10 protein-coding genes and 1 pseudogene are annotated in these 14,035 nt (G+C 63.0%); 6 read left to right on the top strand and 5 right to left on the bottom strand.

The features are described 5' to 3' along the window. The 3 genes from AB3X89_RS06875 to mdlC all read right to left on the bottom strand — a co-directional run. A partial coding sequence (locus AB3X89_RS06875) for an MFS transporter (RefSeq protein WP_368582480.1) occupies positions 1 to 435 on the bottom strand: 435 nt, incomplete at its 3' end. Between the two features lie 58 nt (positions 436 to 493). Beyond that, positions 494 to 1,945, bottom strand: a complete 1,452-nt coding sequence (locus AB3X89_RS06870) for an aldehyde dehydrogenase (RefSeq protein WP_368582479.1) — start codon at positions 1,943 to 1,945, stop codon at positions 494 to 496. A 37-nt stretch (positions 1,946 to 1,982) separates the two neighbouring features. Continuing rightward, positions 1,983 to 3,626, bottom strand: coding sequence for a benzoylformate decarboxylase (mdlC, locus tag AB3X89_RS06865; RefSeq protein WP_368582478.1), 1,644 nt, complete (start codon positions 3,624 to 3,626; stop codon positions 1,983 to 1,985). A 104-nt stretch (positions 3,627 to 3,730) separates the two neighbouring features. On the opposite strand from mdlC, the gene AB3X89_RS06860 reads away from it, so the two are divergent. The 4 genes from AB3X89_RS06860 (at position 3,731) to AB3X89_RS06845 (ending at position 9,079) form a co-directional block, all read left to right on the top strand. Beyond that, positions 3,731 to 4,648, top strand: coding sequence for a LysR family transcriptional regulator (locus AB3X89_RS06860; protein ID WP_368582477.1), 918 nt, complete (start codon positions 3,731 to 3,733; stop codon positions 4,646 to 4,648). A gap of 164 nt (positions 4,649 to 4,812) precedes the next feature. Continuing rightward, entirely contained in the window at positions 4,813 to 5,823 is a 1,011-nt protein-coding gene (locus tag AB3X89_RS06855; RefSeq protein ID WP_368582476.1) for a DUF2891 domain-containing protein, read from the top strand. A 153-nt stretch (positions 5,824 to 5,976) separates the two neighbouring features. Further along, complete coding sequence (locus tag AB3X89_RS06850) at positions 5,977 to 8,346, top strand: DNA polymerase II (RefSeq protein WP_368582475.1); 2,370 nt, start codon at positions 5,977 to 5,979, stop codon at positions 8,344 to 8,346. Between the two features lie 361 nt (positions 8,347 to 8,707). Beyond that, the gene (locus AB3X89_RS06845) at positions 8,708 to 9,079 is read left to right on the top strand and encodes a BON domain-containing protein (RefSeq protein ID WP_368582474.1); all 372 of its coding nucleotides are present in this window, start codon (positions 8,708 to 8,710) and stop codon (positions 9,077 to 9,079) included. A 235-nt stretch (positions 9,080 to 9,314) separates the two neighbouring features. Here AB3X89_RS06845 and AB3X89_RS06840 read toward each other — a convergent pair whose 3' ends face one another. Next, positions 9,315 to 11,723: a heavy metal translocating P-type ATPase gene (locus AB3X89_RS06840; protein WP_368582473.1), complete on the bottom strand. Its 2,409-nt coding sequence runs from the start codon at positions 11,721 to 11,723 to the stop codon at positions 9,315 to 9,317. Positions 11,724 to 12,515: 792 nt separating this feature from the next. Then, positions 12,516 to 13,007, bottom strand: a pseudogene (locus tag AB3X89_RS06835) (MFS transporter); the annotation flags it as partial. A gap of 330 nt (positions 13,008 to 13,337) precedes the next feature. Here AB3X89_RS06835 and AB3X89_RS06830 point away from each other — a divergent pair. Beyond that, complete coding sequence (locus AB3X89_RS06830) at positions 13,338 to 13,589, top strand: hypothetical protein (protein WP_368582472.1); 252 nt, start codon at positions 13,338 to 13,340, stop codon at positions 13,587 to 13,589. A 71-nt stretch (positions 13,590 to 13,660) separates the two neighbouring features. Continuing rightward, positions 13,661 to 14,026, top strand: a complete 366-nt coding sequence (locus AB3X89_RS06825) for a DUF6876 family protein (protein WP_368582471.1) — start codon at positions 13,661 to 13,663, stop codon at positions 14,024 to 14,026. The last annotated feature ends 9 nt before the right edge of the window (positions 14,027 to 14,035 follow it).

The following is a 14,035-nucleotide window of genomic DNA, read 5'->3' as shown; positions in this document are numbered from 1 at the left end:
AAAGCGTAGCGCCGCAATCGCCGCGACGTTCGGCGCCAGACTGATCGCGCAGGTCGCGAGACCGAACACGAACACGCTGCCGATCACGGCCCAGCGGCGTCCGAAGCGATCGGCGAACAGCCCCGCGAACGCGGAGCCGATCCCCATGCCGATCAGCCCCGCCGCGACCACCGGCGCAAACGCATTGCGCGTGTTGCCCCACTCCTTGATCAGCATCGGAATCGCGAAGCCGATCAGCTGGCTGTCGAAACCATCGACGACGATCGACAGCGCCGCGAGCACCACCGCGATTTTCTGCAGCAACGTATAGGGGCCGTCGTCGAGCGCATGACCGATGTCGACCGTGTTGCCGCCGCGCGCAATGCCGGCGAGCGCCGCATCGTCGCGCGCGGTCGAGGCCGAGGGCGCGGCCGAAGCGGGAGGAACGTAATTCATCGACATGTCTCCGTTGTTTGCGCTGCGCGCGCGTTGTTCGATTTTTCGGTGTCGTCCGTTAGAACGGATAGTGACGCGGCGTCGTTTGCAGCGTGACCCAGCGCAGATCGGTGAACTCCGCGATCCCCGCCTTGCCGCCGAAGCGGCCGAAGCCACTCGCCTTCACGCCGCCGAACGGCATCTGCGCTTCGTCGTGCACGGTCGGACCATTCACGTGACAAATGCCCGACTCGATGCGCTTGGCGACGTTCAGCGCGCGCGCCGTGTCACGGCTGAACACCGCCGCCGACAGGCCGTACTCGTTGTCGTTCGCGCACGCTATCGCGGCTTCTTCGCCGCGCACGCGCACGATCGGCTTGACCGGGCCGAACGATTCGTCGTGATAGATGCGCATGTCCGGCGTCACGCGATCGAGCAGCGTCGCGGGCATCAACGTGGTTTCGCTCTTGCCGCCGCACACGAGCGTCGCGCCTTTGGCGAGCGCGTCGTCGATCAGCGCATTGCAGCGCTCGACGGTGCTCATGTCGACGACCGAGCCGAGCACGACCGGCCTCTCGCGCGGATCGCCGAGCGGCAACGCGCGCGCACGCGCGGCGAGCCGTTCGACAAACGCATCGGCGATGCTGTCGTCGACGATGATCCGCTCGGTCGACATGCAGATTTGCCCGGAATTGGCGAACGCGCCGAACACGGCCGCATCGACGGCAGCGCCGATATCGGCGTCGTCGAGCACGACGAGCGGCGCCTTGCCGCCGAGTTCGAGCACCGAGGGCTTCAGATTGCGCGCGCAGGTTTCGGCGATCAGGCGGCCCACGCGCGTCGAGCCCGTGAAGTTCACGCGCCGCACGGCTGGGTGTTCGATCATCGCGTCGACGATGCGTGCGGCGTCGGCGGGCGCATTGGTCACGAAGTTCACGGTGCCGCGCGGCAGACCCGCCTGCTGCATCGCCTCGATGATCAGGCCATGTGTCGCCGGGCATATCTCCGAGCCCTTCAGCACGACCGTGTTGCCGCATGCGAGCGGCAGCGCGATCGCGCGCACCGCCAGAATCACCGGCGCGTTCCACGGCGCGATGCCGAGCACGACGCCCGCGGGCTGGCGCACGCCCATCGCGAGACTGCCCGGGACGTCGGACGGAATCAGTTCGCCCGCGATCTGCGTAGTCAGCGCAGCCGCTTCGATCAGCCCGGCCGCCGCGAGATGCACGTTGAAGCCGGCCCAGATGCCCGATGCGCCGGTCTCGGCGGCCATTGCGGCGGCGAACGCGTCGGCCTTCGCTTCGAGCGCGTGCGCGGCCTTCGTCAGCAGCGCGCGGCGCTCGCTCGGCCCGAGCGCGGACCACACCGGAAAGGCGGCAGCGGCCGCATCGACGGCGGCGACGGCATCTTCGACGGTTGCGGCCGGCGCGCGCGACGCGACTTCGCCGTCGAGCGGATTGCGGCGCTCGAAGGTCGCGCCGTTGCGCGCCTGTAACTGCTCGCCGCCGACCAGCATCGATACGTTTTTCATCGTAGGACTCTCTTCGTTTCGTGAATCGGAAATGCCGTTACGCGACGATCGCCTCGACGAGCGTGGGACCGCTTTTCCCGTCAGCGTCGGTCAACGCGCGACGCAACACGCCAGCAAGCTCAGCCGCCTCGCTGACGCGCACGCCAGGGCATCCCATGCCCGCCGCGATCGTCACGAAGTCGAGCCCCGGCAGATCCGTGCCCTGCACGGTCTCGTTCGGCGCGAAGCCGAACACCGGCGCGAAATCCTGCAGCGCCGCGTAGCGCGTGTTGTTCAGGATCACGTACGTGATCGACAACTGCATCTGCACCGCGCTCCAGATCGCCTGGATCGAGTACATGCTCGAACCGTCGCCGATCAGCGCGATCACGCGCTCGCCCGGCCGCGCAAGCGCGACGCCGACCGCCGCAGGCATGCCGTAGCCGAGGCCGCCGCTGTCCATCGTCATGAAAGTGCCGGGGCGCGCGATCGGCAGATAGGTCTGCATGACGGGGCGCGAGCTCGGCGCTTCCTCGACGACGATGCCATCGGGATCGCGCACTTCGGCGAGTGTTTGCAACGCGAATGCGACCGACATCCGCTCGCCTGGCGCCGGCGGCAGCGCACGCGGCGCCACGGCGCGCGGCGCGGGCAACTCGCGCGCTCTGGGCGCGGCGCGCGCAAGCAGGTCCTGCACACCGAGCCGCATGTTGCCGACCGCGGCGATGCCTTGCGGCGTCCATGCCGCGACGCCCGGATCGTCGATCAACTGGCACAGCCGCGAGCCCGGCGGCACATGCGGACCGCTGCCTTCGACGTGATACGTGAAGGCGGGCGCGCCGATCACGAAGATCGCGTCGTGCGCGCCGAGCATCTCGACGATGCGCTCGCGCATCGCCGGCAAAAAGCCCGCGAACAGCCGATGCGTTTCGGGGAAGCTGCAACGCCCGGTCATCGGTGCGACGTAGACGCGCGCGGCATGCCGCTCCGCGAGCCGGACGACTTCCGCCGCCGCACCCGCGCGATCGACCGCGCCGCCGACCACGAATGCGGGCCGCTCGCACGCATCGAGCACCGCGCCGATGCGCTCCAGCATCGCCGGATCGGGACGCATGATGTGCGCGACCTCGCGATCGGCCACCCGCTCGGCCGGCTGATCCCAGTCGTCGGCGGGGATCGATACGAACACCGGGCCGCGCGGCTCCTGCATCGCGATCGCGTACGCGCGCGCGATCGCGAGCGGCACGTCCTGCGCGCGGGCCGGCTCTATGCTCCATTTCACGTAGGGCTTCGGCAATTCGGTCGCCTGGGTCGCGGCGAGGAACGGATCGAACGGCAGGATCGAGCGGGCCTGCTGACCCGCGGTGACGACGAGCGGCGTGCGGTTGCGAAACGCGGTGAAGATATTGCCCATCGCGTTGCCGACGCCCGCCGCCGAATGCAGGTTCACGAGCGCCGCGTTGCCGGTGGCCTGCGCGTAGCCGTCGGCCATGCCGACCACGACAGCTTCCTGAAGACCGAGCACATAGCGGAAATCAGCGGGGAAATCGCGGAACATCGGCAGCTCGGTCGAGCCGGGGTTCGCGAAGATCGACGTCATGCCGACGCGGCGCGCGAAGTCGATGACCGCGTCGCGTACGGTCCATTGGCTGCCCTGCTCTTTTGTGTGTGCTGGCTTGTGCTGCGGCGCGCTGCCTGTCATGCGAGGTCTCCTGTGTGATGAGCGCGAAAAATCGACAGGCCATTATCACGGCCACTGGGGTAACCGAAAATTGCCTAATTCGCTAAAAGGCATTACCTTTCGGCATGACTTACAACCTTCAACAACTGCAGGCGTTCGCAGTGATCGTCGAGAGCGGCAGCCTCGGACGCGCCGCCGAAGCGCTGCACATCACACAGCCGGCGCTGAGCCGGACCATCCGCCGTCTCGAGGAACAGGTCGGCGCGCCACTGTTCGAGCGGCACTCGCGCGGCATGCATCTGACCGCGGTCGGCGAAGCACTGCTGCCGCACGCCATCCTGTTGCAACGCGAAGCCGAACAGGCGCGCGAGGAAATCGACGCAATGCGCGGCCTCGCACGCGGCACGATCCGCGTCGGCGCGGTGGGCAGCATCGCGAGCCTGTTGTTGCCGCTCGCGGTCAGCGGCGTGTTGACGAAGTGGCCGAACCTGCGCGTTGAGATCATCGAGGGGGTGTGGGACCGGCTCGCCGATGCGCTCGTCAAACGTCAGATCGATCTCGCGCTCAGCATGGCCGTGCCCGACACCGACGAGATCACCGCGATCGCCGATTGCCGCTGGGAAGATGCGAGCTACGTGGTCGCCGCGCTCGATCATCCGCTGCGCGGCAAGCCCGACCTCACGCTCGCCGACACGCTGGGCGAGCGCTGGGCGATTCCGCCGCGCGGCACCGGGCCGTTCGAGCACATGCAGAGCGTGTTTGCCGAGCGCGGGCTGGGTCTGCCGAACGTCGTCGTCGAAACGCGCTCGGTCACGGCGCTGAAGAGCCTGGTCCCGCGTTCGGGCTTTCTGAGCTGGATGGCGTCGACGATGTACGTGACCGAAAGCAAAGCCGGCGTGTTCGATACGCTCGGCGTGCCGGGTGTGGTCGGGCGGCGCACGTTGACCGCGTTCCGGCGGCGCCAGGGCATCCTGCCGAGTCCGGCGGTCAAGCTGCTGGAGCAGTTGCGGCAGTTGACGTCGGAGGGAATCAACACGGGCTGAGCGCTTCGGGCACGCGCCGCCGATCGTGCATCAGTTCAACTGCAACCCGGCGATACTCGGTGCGATCGGCGTGATCGAGGCGCAATAGCCGACCGCTTTACTATTGCTGATCGCCAACACCATACTGTTGTACCTGTTCGTATCCCGCTTCCGAGGAGCCGTCGATGACCACCCAGCTCACCCGCGAATTCGCGTCGAAATTCGCCAATGTCGCGCTCGCTCATCTCACGCGCGAATACCCGAACAAGCTCACGCACTCGCTCGCAGGACCGCAAGACGTGCTGGGGCCGCGCGCCTTGCATCCGATCTTCTACGGTAGCTACGACTGGCATTCGTGTGTGCACGGCTACTGGTTGATCCTGCATCTGCTCGAACGCTTCCCGGATCTGCCCGAGGCCGCGCGCATCGTCGCGGTGGTCGACGAGCATTTCACCGAGGCGAAGGTCGCCGGCGAACTCGCGTATCTGGACCTGCCGCACAACCGCGGCTTCGAGCGGCCGTATGGCTGGGCGTGGCTGCTCGCGCTCAGCGCGCAGCTGCAGTCGATGAAAATCTCCGAAGCCGCGCGCTGGTCGAAGACGTTCGCGCCGCTCACCGAGACCTTCGTCGAACGTTTCGAGGAGTTCCTGCCTAAAGCGACCTATCCGCTGCGCGTCGGCACGCACTTCAACATGGCGTTCGCACTGGCACTGACACTCGATTTCGCGCGGCATACCTCGCGCGAATCGCTCGAGGCGCTGATCGTCAGCACCGCCGAGCGCTGGTATCTGGACGACGTCGCGTGTCAGGCGTGGGAGCCGGCCGGCGATGAGTTCCTGTCGCCGTCGCTGATGGAAGCGGAGCTGATGCGGCGCGTGTTGCCGTCCGCGCAGTTCGCCGACTGGTTCGGACGCTTCCTGCCGGACCTCGGCGCGAAAAAGCCGGCGACGCTGTTCGAGCCCGTCACCGTTACCGATCGCAGCGACGGCAAGATTGCGCATCTGGACGGCCTCAATCTGAGCCGCGCGTGGTGCCAGCGTGCGCTCGCGCGTGCACTGCCCGCAGGCGACGTGCGTCGCACCGTGCTGTTCGACGCGGCCGAGCGGCATCTGCGCTGCGCGCTGCCGCATGTGGCCGGCGACTACATGGGCGAGCACTGGCTCGCCACGTTCGCGACGCTGGCGCTCGAAGCCTGAGCGACCGGGAGCGAACTGAACCGGCTTCGAACAAACAAAGCCGTGCTGGTTGGGGCGCTTCAATGCGAAGCGCCCTTTTCTTTGCCCGCTCAAAGTCACTGCCCGCGGCGGTAAAATCGCGCAAGGCAATTGCGCCGCTTAAAAGGTGGAAGTTTGACTGAGTTCGAGCAGGGTTTCATTTTGACCCGGCATTGGCGGGACACCCCCGCCGGCACGGAAATCGAGTTCTGGCTGGCGACGGACAGCGGGCCGCGCCACATCCGTCTGCGCCCTCAGCCGTCGGTAGCCTTCATTCCGGCCGAACATCGCGAACGCGCCGAAACGATCCTGCGCCGCGACGGGCCGCTCGATCTGCGTCCGCTCGAATTGCACGACTTCCAGCATCGGCCGGTCAGCGGGCTTTACTGTGCGCAATACCGGCAATTGAAGGGCTTCGAGAAGCGCCTCCGAGAAGGCGGCGTCGATGTCTACGAAGCCGATATCCAGCCCCCCGAGCGCTACATGATGGAGCGCTTCATCACCGCGCCGGTGTGGTTCAGCGGCGTGCCGCAGAACCATGGCCCCTCGCTCGATGGCGAGCTCAAACCGGCCAACGGATATCGTCCGCCGTTGAAGCTCGTATCGCTCGACATCGAAACGAGCGCGCATGCCGAGCTTTATTCGATCGCGCTCGAAGGCTGCGGCGAGCGGCAGGTGTATATGCTCGGGCCGCCGAACGGCAACGCTGCCGACGCGCTCGACTTCAAGCTCGAATACTGCGAAACGCGCGCGCAACTGCTCGAAAAACTGATCGAGTGGATGGAGCGGCACGATCCCGATGCGATCATCGGCTGGAACCTGGTGCAGTTCGATCTGAAGGTGCTGCAACAGCATGCCGAGCAGTATCGCGTGCCGCTGCGCATCGGCCGCGGCGGCGCGGTGATGGAGTGGCGCGAACACGGTGTCACGCGCAATCACTTTTTCGCGGGCGTGGCGGGCCGTTGGGTCATCGACGGCATCGAGGCATTGCGTTCGGCGACGTGGAGCTTTCCGTCGTTCAGCCTCGAATACGTGTCGCGTTCGGTGCTGGGCGAAGGCAAGGCGATCGACAATCCGTATCAGCGCATGGACGAAATCCAACGCCGCTTCGACGAAGACAAGCCCGCGCTCGCGCGCTACAACCTGAAGGACTGCGAGCTCGTCACGCGCATCTTCGCGAAGACCGAGCTGCTGCCGTTCCTGCTCGAACGCGCGACCGTGACCGGCCTGCCCGCCGATCGCAGCGGCGGCTCGGTCGCGGCATTCACGCATCTGTACATGCCGCGCATGCATCGGCAAGGCTATGTCGCGCCGAATCTCGGCGACGTGGCCGGCGCGGCAAGCCCCGGCGGCTTCGTGATGGATTCGCGGCCCGGCCTCTACGATTCGGTGCTCGTGCTCGACTACAAGAGCCTGTACCCGTCGATCATTCGCACGTTTCTGATCGACCCGCTCGGCCTCGTCGAAGGCATGCTGCATCCCGACGACGCGCACTCGGTGCCGGGCTTTCTCGGCGCGCGCTTCTCACGCACCCGTCACTGCTTGCCGTCGATCGTCGCGCAGGTCTGGCAGGCACGCGAAGCCGCCAAGCGCGAGCACAACAAGCCGCTGTCGCAGGCGCTGAAGATCATCATGAACGCGTTCTATGGCGTGCTCGGCTCGACCGGCTGCCGCTTCTTCGATCCGCGGCTGGCGTCGTCGATCACGATGCGCGGCCACGAGATCATGCACACGACGCGCGAGCTGATCGAGGCGCAAGGCTACGAAGTGATCTACGGCGACACCGACTCGACCTTCGTCTGGCTCAGGCACGCGCACGACGAGGAAGAGGCCGCGCGCATCGGCCGCGCGCTGGTCGAACATATCAATGCAGCGTGGCGGCAGAAGCTGCAGGCGCGCTTCGGTATCGACAGTGCGTTGGAACTGCAATTCGAGCGGCACTACCGGCGCTTTTTCATGCCGACGGTGCGCGGTGCCGAGGAAGGTAGCAAGAAACGCTACGCAGGCCTTACGGTACTGGCTGACGGGCGCGAGGACGTGGTCTACAAAGGTCTCGAAACCGTGCGCACCGATTGGACGCCGCTTGCGCAGCAGTTTCAGCAGGAACTGTATCGGCGCATCTTCAAGCAGCAGCCGTATCAGGATTACGTGCGCGACTACGTGCGCGATACGCTCGCGGGCCGGCTCGACGATCAGCTCGTTTATCGCAAGCAGCTGCGCAGACCGATCGACGCCTACGAGCGCAACGTGCCGCCGCATGTGCGCGCGGCACGCGTCGCCGATGAGTTCAATCGCCAGCAGGGACGTCCGCTGCAATATCAGAACGGCGGCTGGATCAGCTACGTGATTACGGTGGCCGGCCCCGAGCCGCTCGAAACGCTGCGCTCGGCGATCGACTACGAGCACTATGTGACACGGCAATTACAGCCGGTCGCCGACGCGATTCTGCCGTTGCTGCGCGACGATTTCACGACGCTGATGTCGGGGCAGCAACAGTTGTTCTGATCGCGGCCGCGAGCACGGGGCTGCGACCATGGACGAATTGCCTACTTCACCATGGACGGCGTCTCAGCATCGTCGATGGCCAAATATGTCAATCAGGCATTGGCAATCCATGATTAAAGGCGGAAAAAAACTAATCCCTAGTTTTGATTTGCAATCCTATCAGCGGAATTAGAGCGCCAGCATAATTTGAAGTATTCTAAATCGTCGCTTGTCCGCGCAATTGGCCGGATTTGCATTGTTTCTTGACCTAACCCTTTATTGTCCTATAGTGCCAGTTGATCCGCCCCGGAAACATTGCGGGGCCGCGGTGCGATATATCTGAGTCTGTAGCCCAACGATCTGCAACGACAGGAGAAGATGCATGAAAGCAATCCACGCCGTCAGACTGGTCAGTACCGCCCTTCTGATTTCGGGTTCGATTCACGCCTTTGCGCAGGCGAGCAACGCTAACGCGCCTGAGTCTGCCCCGACCACGACGCCCGAGGCCCGCTCGCATTACAAGTCGATGAAAGCAGCGAACCGGGCGCTACAACGTCAGGTTCGAAATGCGCTGGTGAGAGATAGGAGCATCTCGACGTCCAATATTACGGTTCGCGCCCGCGACGGTGCTGTGACGCTTCAGGGCAGCGTACCGCTTCAGGCACAGAGCGATCGGGCAACCGAGGTGGCAAAAGGGGTACCCGGCGTAACTTCGGTCAAGAACGCGCTGTCGATCCGTCCGGTCGGGACCTGAAGCGGCCCTGGACCGCACCTTGCAGTAGACCGACGGTCTGACTGCGCATTCCATCGATCGCGTAAGCCAACGCGGCACATGGCGGCGGCCCGGCTCAAAAGCCGGGCGGCGCCATGTCGATATTTGCTCGAGTTCCAGCCCTTTCGTCTTTAGCCCCTGTCAACAATCGGCGGCATCGCCGTCCGGACTTTACGGTGTTGCGGCGCAACAAGCTTTGTCTTAGGCGGATGAAGCATCAAATCTCCACCTTCCTGAGGCGCAATGCGTTTGCGACCACCGATGCGGAGCTGAGGCTCATCGCTAGTGCGGCAACCATGGGCGACAGCAGCATGCCCGTCGGGGCGTACAGCACCCCCGCGGCCAGGGGAACGCCCAACGCGTTGTAGACGAACGCAAAGCCGAGGTTTTGCTTCATGTTCCGGATGGTTGCCTCGGACAATCTTCTGGCGCGGGCAATGCCGCGCAAATCGCCCTTCACCAGGGTAACCTGAGCGCTGCTCATGGCGACATCCGTACCTGTTCCCATCGCAATGCCCACATCGGCCTTGGCGAGTGCCGGCGCATCATTGATTCCGTCGCCGGCCATCGCGACGACCTTGCCGTCCTGTTGGAGTTTCGACACCAAAGCCAGCTTATCGGCCGGCTTTACCTCCCCATGGAATTCCTCGATGCCCAGTTTGGCGGCCACGGCCTTCGCCGTCGCAACGCCGTCGCCTGTAGCCATCACGACGTGGATGCCTTCTTCCTTGAGCCTGGCAACCGCTTCCGGCGTAGTCGCCTTCACTGGATCCGATAACGCGAGAATCCCTGCGAGCTCTCCGTCAACGGCCAGGTACATCACGCTGGCGCCCTCGGCGCGTAACGCGTCACCATCGCTGGCCAGAGCGGCCGTCGCAATCCCCTCCGCTTGCATTAATGCCGTGTTGCCGAGTGCGAGTTTCCTGCCTCCAACAATGCCTCGCACCCCAATGCCGCTTCCGGACTCGAACTGCTCCGCCTTCTCGAGTGCAAGACCTCGCCGACGAGCCGCCTCGACGATAGTTGCCGCAAGAGGATGCTCGCTGCCCTGGTCCAGGCTTGCCGCCAACCGGAGCACTTCGTCTTCCGCGAAACCGTTTGTCCCGATACCGCGCTCGAACGTCGGTCGCCCCTCTGTCAGGGTGCCAGTCTTGTCAACGATTAGCGTATCGACTTTGCGCAGATGCTCGATCGCCGCAGCATCACGAAACAGCACACCGTTCGATGCACCTTTGCCACTCGCCACCATGATGGACATTGGGGTTGCAAGGCCAAGAGCGCACGGACAAGCAATGATGAGGACGGCCACCGCGTTGACAAGACCATACACCCAGCTCGGCTGAGGGCCGAAGAAGCCCCAGACGAAGAAGGTGAGTAGTGAAATACCAATCACCGCCAGAACAAAGACTCCCGCTACCTTGTCGGCCATCCTCTGCATCGGTGCCTTTGAGCGTTGTGCCTGAGCAACCATCTGAACGATTTGGGACAAAACCGTTTGAGAGCCGACTTTCTCCGATTTGATGACGAGGCTCCCCGAGGTGTTCATCGTGGCGCCGATCACGTGGTCGCCAACACGCCTGGTCACTGGAATCGGCTCGCCGGTAATCATCGACTCATCCAGCGCGCTCGAACCTTCGGTCACAACGCCGTCGACCGGCACCTTTTCGCCAGGCCGGACTCGAAGCAGGTCGCCAACATGTACGTGGACGAGTGGCACATCTTCCTCGCTGCCGTCCTGGTTGATACGCCGGGCGGTCTTCGGTGCAAGGCCGAGCAGCGATTTGATAGCAGCCGAAGTCTGCGAGCGCGCTCTCAATTCCAGTAGCTGTCCGACCAGCGTCAACGAGATGATGACCGCCGCAGCTTCGAAGTACACCCCTATTCGCCCGTGGGCCGTGAAGGTCGCCGGAAAGACATCAGGCGCAACCGTCGCGATGACGCTGTAGAGATAGGCAGCGCCAGTGCCCAGCCCAATCAACGTCCACATGTTGGGGCTGCGATTGATGAATGACTGCACGCAGCGCTGAAAGAACGGCAGGCCAGCCCAGAGGACAACGGGAGTGGAGAGAACCCATTCCACCCAACTCTGGGTAGACGCTTTCATCCAGCCGAAGAGATGCCCAAACATGGCCAAAAAGAACACCACAGCCGTCAGTGGCAGCGTCCACCAGAAGCGATGGCGGAAGTCAACGAACTCAGGATTCTCTTGCTCGTCCAACCCTGGAATGACGGGCTCCAGAGCCATGCCGCATTTTGGGCAATTGCCCGGGTGGTCCTGGCGAATTTCGGGGTGCATCGGGCACGTGTAAATGGTGCCTTCTGGGGCGGCTGCCACTTTCACGGGTGCGGGCGCAACGTACTTCTGAGGCTCAGCCTGAAACTTCCTCCGGCACGACTCACTGCAAAAGAAGTACTGGACTCCATCGTGTTCGCTATGGAATTGCGATGCTCCTGTAATCGTCATGCCGCACACCGGATCCTTCAATGGCGCGGCCGTGGTGGGAGTCGCATGGACATTATCGTGCTCGTGCCCGGCATGGCCTTCAGGCGCAGAAGCGTCCGGATTCGTGTGGTGATCATGGGAACATTGGTGGGAGTCCGCGTCCTTACTACCCTGGTCGCTCATTTTCAATCCTCCACTTCTTTCGTCGCACCGCCGCTCATTCCAGCCGTCAGCAAGGAGGTGAGAATATTTCCCAGTACCGGACCCAAGCGTACTCTTTCCTTTTGTCTCGCCAACCTGATATGTAAATGACTCAATGAACTTATCGCCGTCCTTGTCCGCGTATACGCAGTAACCGGTAGCAGTCGCCCCGCTCAAGCCGACCTCTGCACAGCGCGCGATGACGTTCTGCATTACGGCGAAACAGGATTGTTAGCTAGCAATAGCGTCGATTCGAACAGGTAGACAGCGTCGTCGCCGGTAACGCTGATGTCCCTCACATCTGAACCTGCCGCCGTGTAGGTCGCTTCGACGACGCCGCTTTTCGGAAGCGTCCGGGCCAATGCGGACGATACTCAAACGAGGCTGCCTACCACCAACGCGATCGACTTCTCAGCATTGCTGTTGTTCTTCATGGTCTTCCATCTCCTCACTGTTTTACCTGCGTCGCGGTCTCCTTTAGACAAGCGTGCGACATCGTTCTGGCAGACCGCTACCCGCAGGCAATAGACGTATTGGGATGGGAGATTTATCGGAGCGGAAAAGAGCCGGATTCGCTCATGGAACTCCGATTGCTTCTACACGTTCTTTTTATAGATCTTCCAAAGTGAAAGGTCTGGTACTTCCGTTTCACTACATACCATGTCGGCTGATTTTTTCAGAGTGCCGGCCGGATCGTGCTAATCAACTGTCTGTCGGCTCGCCTCCATTCTTAACCGACCTCCGGGTCGATGATGTACAAATACCATCGCCCTTCTATCTCGAGATTTTTTCCAGCTCAAGCCCTTTTGTACGCGGCCCCATCAAACCGATCGCCAGCATCACGATGAACATCGCACCGGCGATGAACACGAACACGCCAGTCGTGCCGAAGTAGCGCAACACGGCCGCAATCAGAAAGGCCGTGAAAATCGCTGAAAAGCGGCTCCACGAGTAGACGAAGCCGACCGCGCGAGCGCGGATGCTGGTCGGAAACAGTTCGGTCTGGTACGCGTGATAACTATACGAAATGATGTTGCCGGCCAGTGTCAGGCACACCCCCAAGCTCACCAGCAGCACCGCACCCGATGCCTGACTGAACCACAACCCGCACACGATATTGACGCCGGCCATCACGACGATCACCGTCTTGCGCTCGAAGCGATCGCCGATAAACAGCCCGATGATCGGACCGATCGGCGCAGCCAACGCGATCACGCTCGAATACATCAGGCTCGTCGTGGTCGTGATGCCCTGCTTGATCAGCAGTATTAGCGCCTTATCTGGCGGGGCTTGGATGAAATTTCTACCTTTTCGCCTACCTTTTTAGAAAAATCCGCCTTTTGCCAATCCGCCCCGCGCGCCCCAGCCCCGCAGCGCCGCCGGGCCGCTTTCCCGGCCTTCCCTATAGGCGCGGCCCGCCTGGGCCGCCTGGCGCGCTCCTACAGCGCCGCGCGCGCCGCTTTCCGCTCCGCTGGGCTTATATATATTAGCGCCCCGCACAGTCCGGGAACTCCCTGACCGCGACGTTTGGCCCTTTCCGGGTAGCATATATATGCGCGCATTGAGCGTGATTACTTACTGCCTGGAGACCCGCAAATGAAGACCTTGAACACGCAGCAGCCTGTCGCCGACATCCCTGTTATCAGGGCAGAGCAACTTGAGCATCACGATCTGTACAGCTACACCGCCGAGGCATCCGAACTCGGTTGGCGTCCCGGATACGTGCCCGAGGTACTGGGAACGGACATGGGCAATGGGCAACCATTCAGGCTTGCCCACGCTGACGCGCAGCGCTTCATGTATCGGCAGCTTTTCGGTTGCATCAGCCTCACCGTATTCAACGACTGAAAGCAGTCAATCACTGCACCTGATTCTGTCGTCTGAAGTTCTAAGCACTCCTACTGACTCAAATAACCATCATGTTAGACAAACAGGCAATCCTGAACGAACTGCCCTATTTCACGGGCACCACGAGTTATTACCGCACCATGTTTGCGAAGGTGATCCTCACGGACGGCGCGCATTTCGTACGCGAGGCGTGCGACGCGTACTGGCTGATTGACGCGATCTGCACTCACCTGATCGGACGCGAGGCGAAGGATAACTTCGCATCGGTCAAGTTCGTCGTGAAAGACAGCGCGGGCGTTCTTACGCTCGATGATGGCAACGGCAACGTATTCGCGCAGCAGGAAATCGAGTACACGGACTTTCCGCTCGATTCGATCAACTTCTATGGCGAGCATGACGGGCTGCGTTGGGTCCTTCTGCTGCCCTCGGAACATTAACCAAAGGCG

Origin of the sequence: Paraburkholderia sp. BR14320, from assembly GCF_040948665.1 — a bacterium.
In the GTDB taxonomy this organism is placed as follows: domain Bacteria; phylum Pseudomonadota; class Gammaproteobacteria; order Burkholderiales; family Burkholderiaceae; genus Paraburkholderia; species Paraburkholderia youngii.
This window is presented reverse-complemented; position numbering and strand designations above follow the sequence as displayed.